The following is a 5295-nucleotide window of genomic DNA, read 5'->3' on the forward strand; positions in this document are numbered from 1 at the left end:
CATTAAGAACACAGATTTATTTTAAGACACTCAAAATTTGAGTCATAAGTGCAAAACTGTATAAAAAATAAACTATAAAGGCTGCTATTTATCACTCAAATCTTTATAATGCGCGGCTATTTTATTTGACTGGGGATGCTAGGTGGATTTCGCAAAACATTACGATGTTATTGTTATTGGTGGTGGACATGCCGGGACTGAAGCTGCTTTAGCCGCAGCGCGTCGCGGCTCATCAACCCTTCTACTTACGCATAATATCGAGACGCTGGGTCAAATGTCATGCAATCCAGCAATTGGTGGTATTGGTAAAAGTCATCTTGTTAAAGAAATCGATGCTCTAGATGGTGCTATGGCACGAGCAACCGATTTGGCGGGTATTCAATTTCGAGTGCTGAATAGCCGTAAAGGGCCAGCGGTAAGAGCTACACGCGCACAAACAGATAGAATCTTATATAAAGCCGCAATTCGAGAAACCCTGGAAAACCAGGAAAACCTGGATATCTTCCAACAATCGGCTGATGACTTGATTGTTAAAAATGACCGGGCTTGTGGCGTTGTCACCAATATGGGAGTTCGCTTCCATTCAAAGACCGTTGTTTTGACAACTGGAACCTTTTTAGGCGGTGTTATTCATATTGGTTTAGAAAACCATTCAGGTGGACGTGCGGGAGATCCACCGTCGATAGCATTGGCAAAACGCTTAAGAGAAATGCCTTTTCGTGTTGGCCGTTTAAAAACGGGTACACCGCCCCGAATTGATGCACGTTCAGTTGATTTTAGCGTAATGGACGAACAGCCAGGTGATACACCTTTACCGGTAATGTCTTATACCGGCACAGTTGAACAACATCCAAAACAGATTTCTTGCTATGTAACCCATACTAATGAACGTACGCATGAGATTATTCGCTCAGGTTTTGATCGTTCACCCATGTTTACAGGCATCATAGAAGGAACAGGCCCACGTTACTGCCCTTCTATTGAAGATAAAATTAATCGTTTTGCAGATAAAGACTCCCACCAGATTTTCGTCGAGCCTGAAGGGCTGACAACGCATGAGTTATATCCAAACGGCATTTCAACTAGTTTGCCCTTTGATGTGCAAATTGACTTAGTGCGTTCAATGAAGGGCTTCGAGAAAGCACATATTACGCGGCCTGGTTATGCAATTGAGTACGATTTCTTTAACCCTCAAGACTTGAAACAAAGCCTAGAGACAAAGTTTATCGAGAACTTGTTTTTCGCTGGCCAAATTAACGGCACAACTGGTTATGAAGAAGCCGGTGCCCAAGGTTTACTTGCTGGTATGAATGCTTCGTTGAAAGCAAGTGGTGATATGCTTTGGTGCCCTCGTCGAGATGAAGCTTATATCGGAGTACTGGTTGATGATCTGATTACACTAGGAACCAGTGAGCCTTACCGTATGTTTACAAGCCGTGCTGAATACCGTTTGTTACTACGCGAAGATAATGCTGACCTAAGGTTAACTGAGATCGGACGTAATTTAGGTTTTGTAGGTGATGAGCGCTGGTCACAATTCTCAAGCAAGCGCGAAGCAATCGAGAAAGAAACAGAGCGTCTAAAAACAACTTGGGTGCAACCTGGCTCAGAAGGTGGGAAGATTGCTGACAAATATTTTGATCGACCTATTTCGAGAGAATACAGCCTTCGTGACTTGCTAAAGCGTCCTGAAATCAATTATCAAAGTATTGCTGAAATAAACGGTGATCCAACAATTTCTAATGCTGTTGCTGAACAGATTGAAATACAAACCAAGTATGATGGTTATATCAGTCGTCAACAGGATGAGATTGATCGTTTAAGAAAGAATGAATTAACCAAGCTGCCAATCGATTTCAATTATGATGGAATTTCTGGTCTATCCAATGAGATTAAGCAAAAACTATTAGAGGTTAAACCAGAAACAATTGGCCAGGCATCTAGAATTCCGGGAATTACACCGGCTGCTGTGTCATTGGTACTCATATATCTGAAGAAAAAATCTTTATCTAAATCAATCAAACATGAAAGTGCCTGATTTCGGCACTTCACGTATCTTAAAAGAGAATAGACGTGATCAATGCATCGCAACGTGCCAACTTTAGTAATATTCTAAGCGACGCGGCAGAAAAAATAGGTATTACTCTAAATGAAGAGCAGAATGGCCTTTTACTCGACTATTTAGAGTTATTGATCAAATGGAATAAAGCCTACAATCTGACGGCTATTCGTGACCCGGAAGAAATGTTGATTAAACATCTGGTCGACTCGCTTAGCATTGCTCCTTATATAAAAGGTCAGGACATCGCTGATATCGGTACCGGCCCTGGATTACCCGGTATACCGATGGCCATCTTGTTTCCAGAAAAGCGCTTTTTGCTGGTCGACAGCAATGGTAAAAAGACACGCTTTTTGACTCAGAGTAAGATTACACTTTCGCTAGCCAATATCGAAATAGTGCATGGACGTGTAGAGAGTGTTGCGCAGGATAAACAATTTGACCAAATTATGTCACGCGCATTTACAGCGCTAGATAATATGGTAAAACTATGTAAGCACTTACTTACTGAAAAGGGTGAGTTTTTAGCAATGAAAGGTTTGCATCCAAAAGATGAGATTAATGCACTGCCAATAGATTATCATGTTAAAAACGCAATTAAGTTATGTGTTCCCGCTTGTGAAGAGGACAGGCATTTAATTATCATAGAGAAAACTTCAGCGTAATAAGCATATTGCTATTGAAAGCGTCTATAAGTGAGGGTTACACAGTGCCAGCGAAAATCTATGCGATTACTAACCAGAAGGGGGGGGTTGGAAAAACGACCACCACTGTAAATCTTGCTGCATCGCTGGCTGCGACCAAACGCAGAATTCTCCTTATTGATCTTGATCCGCAGGGAAACGCAACTATGGGTAGCGGGATCAGCAAGAATGAAATTGAATATACGGCCTATGATGTACTGACCAAAAAGGCCGATGTTCAAGAGGTCATTACGCGTTCAGTCGTTGGTAAATACGATGTTATTCCTTCCAATGGCGATCTGACTGCAGCGGAAGTCGAGCTCCTTAATGAGATTGGCCGTGAACATAGACTGAAGCAAGCCTTAAAATCTATTCGTGATGATTATGAATTCGTCTTGATCGACTGTCCTCCTTCTCTAAATATGCTAACCGTTAATGCCTTATCAGCGTCGGACGGCGTTATCATTCCAATGCAATGCGAATATTATGCGCTAGAAGGCTTGGCCGCATTAATGAATACGGTTGAGCAGATTAGAGAAACCATCAATCCGAAGTTAGAAATTTCCGGCATACTTCGTACTATGTATGACCCAAGGAATAGTTTAACCAGAGATGTATCTGATGAACTTCAGGAATATTTCGGTGAACAGCTATATAAAGTCGCAATTCCAAGAAATGTAAGACTAGCGGAAGCACCCAGTCACGGTATGTCAGCATTACATTATGACAAAGCTTCAAAAGGTGCGATTGCATATTTGGCATTGGCCGGTGAAATCGTCAGAAAGAACAAAGCAGCAGCAAAAAAAGCCGACTTGGCTGAAGCATAAAACAATAATTAAGCTCATGACTTTTAAAGGTCATCATCAAGCGTTACTAAGTGAGTAGGAAAATACGTGGCAAAGAAACGAGGTTTAGGGGAAAAAGGTTTAAGCGCTTTACTCAAGGGCTCAAATGTCGACTTTAAAAAAGAAGTTGAAAACGATGGAGACCTTAAGCAACTTCCAGTTGAGTTTCTAAAACGAGGTAAATATCAGCCTCGTCGTGACATGGATCCTGATGCACTCGAAGAGCTCGCCGAGTCAATTCGACAGCAAGGTATTATGCAGCCGATAGTGGTTCGTTCTCGTGGCGAAGACTCCTATGAAATTATTGCGGGCGAAAGGCGTTGGCGGGCAGCACAAATCGCTCAGCTCGATAAAGTCCCCGCAATTATTCGTGATGTTGAAGATGATGCGGCTGTTGCAATGGCGCTTATCGAGAATATTCAGCGTGAAAACCTTAATGCAATGGAAGAAGCCACCGCTTTACAGCGTTTGCAAGATGAGTTTGAACTTACCCAAAGCGAAGTAGCTGAAGCCGTTGGTAAATCGAGGTCAACCGTGACTAACTTGCTTCGCCTGATCAACCTAACAGATGAAGTAAAGTTGATGCTAGAGCATGGCGACTTGGAGATGGGCCATGGCAGAGCGATGTTATCGTTAGATACCGAGCGACAGATAATTGTGGCTCGTCAGGTTGAGTTGAAGTCGCTTTCAGTACGACAGACCGAAGCACTCGTCCGTCGCCTAATAGAAGACAAGCCTACAAATAAAGCAGCTAAGCCAAAACCCGATGCCGATATATCACGCTTACAAGAAGATCTATCTGAAAAAGTAGGTGCAGAAGTGAGTGTTCAGCATTCAAATACAGGCAAAGGTAAGCTAGTGATTAAATATAATTCTCTTGATGAGTTAGATGGAATTTTGACTCATATCAAGTGAAATCTAACTTGATCGAAAAATAATCGATTCTTTTTTGTAACTTAAGTGAATATTCATCCCTAGAGCGGTTGAATGCACAGATTATAACCCCTATAATCTGCCACGCTTCGAGAGGCCTGATTAGGCCGAAGAAGAAAAATGGCGAGAATGAATGTTAAGCGCCGCGACTCGATAAGACTAAAGAAAAATAAAAACAAGAGCTAACGATAACAAAATGTCTTAAAAGAACAGCAACTTAATGGCTGTATCTTAAGTCGAAGGTAATTAAGGAAGATATCTGCTAACTACAGCGCAGTGACATCAAAAGGTAGCAATGTAGCAGGCAAGATTAATGAACAGTAGAAAAAAGGCTGACATAAATAAGCCGCCGATTTACAAGATTTTTATTGCTCAGATGGCTCTTACGAGTGTCATTTGCGCAGGGTACTATTTAGTTAGCGGAAGCGTTGCGGCATACTCTTCGCTATTGGGTGGGGTTATATTTGTTATCCCACAACTATATTTTGGTGTTAAAGCGTTTTTGTACAGTGGCGCTCGGTCAATCCAAAAAATAGTTATAAATTTTTATAAAGGTGAGAGCACCAAATTAGTAATCATTGCACTGAGCTTCGGACTTATATTCAAGTTTGTAGAGCCTCTGGATTACTTAGCACTTTACTCCACCTTTATCAGTGTTTTAGTGATGAACTGTTTCTCGGCTCTCTTAGTAAGTAAGCCGAACTCACACAAAGCATAATTTAGAATTTTTAACTCTATAATGTAGGCCCTTAACTATGGCAGGCGATAGTCTAAC

Annotated in this window: 5 protein-coding genes; all 5 read left to right on the forward strand. The window is 41.6% G+C overall.

Going from position 1 to position 5295, the window contains the following annotated elements; translation table 11 throughout:
* The first annotated feature begins 142 nt into the window (after positions 1-142).
* The 5 genes from mnmG to A3756_RS29270 all read left to right on the forward strand — a co-directional run bounded on the left by mnmG (position 143) and on the right by A3756_RS29270 (position 5238).
* A complete protein-coding gene (gene mnmG / locus A3756_RS14205; RefSeq protein ID WP_068507310.1) occupies positions 143-2038 on the forward strand; it encodes a tRNA uridine-5-carboxymethylaminomethyl(34) synthesis enzyme MnmG in 1896 nt (631 codons plus the stop codon).
* A 35-nt stretch (positions 2039-2073) separates the two neighbouring features.
* The gene (rsmG, locus tag A3756_RS14210) at positions 2074-2724 is read left to right on the forward strand and encodes a 16S rRNA (guanine(527)-N(7))-methyltransferase RsmG (RefSeq protein WP_156490478.1); all 651 of its coding nucleotides are present in this window, start codon (positions 2074-2076) and stop codon (positions 2722-2724) included.
* Between the two features lie 44 nt (positions 2725-2768).
* Positions 2769-3569, forward strand: coding sequence for a ParA family protein (locus A3756_RS14215; RefSeq protein WP_068507309.1), 801 nt, complete (start codon positions 2769-2771; stop codon positions 3567-3569).
* A 66-nt stretch (positions 3570-3635) separates the two neighbouring features.
* The gene (locus tag A3756_RS14220; protein WP_068507307.1) at positions 3636-4502 is read left to right on the forward strand and encodes a ParB/RepB/Spo0J family partition protein; all 867 of its coding nucleotides are present in this window, start codon (positions 3636-3638) and stop codon (positions 4500-4502) included.
* Positions 4503-4833: 331 nt separating this feature from the next.
* The gene (locus tag A3756_RS29270; protein WP_068507305.1) at positions 4834-5238 is read left to right on the forward strand and encodes a F0F1 ATP synthase subunit I; all 405 of its coding nucleotides are present in this window, start codon (positions 4834-4836) and stop codon (positions 5236-5238) included.
* The last annotated feature ends 57 nt before the right edge of the window (positions 5239-5295 follow it).

Source organism: Oleiphilus sp. HI0086 (assembly GCF_001635225.1).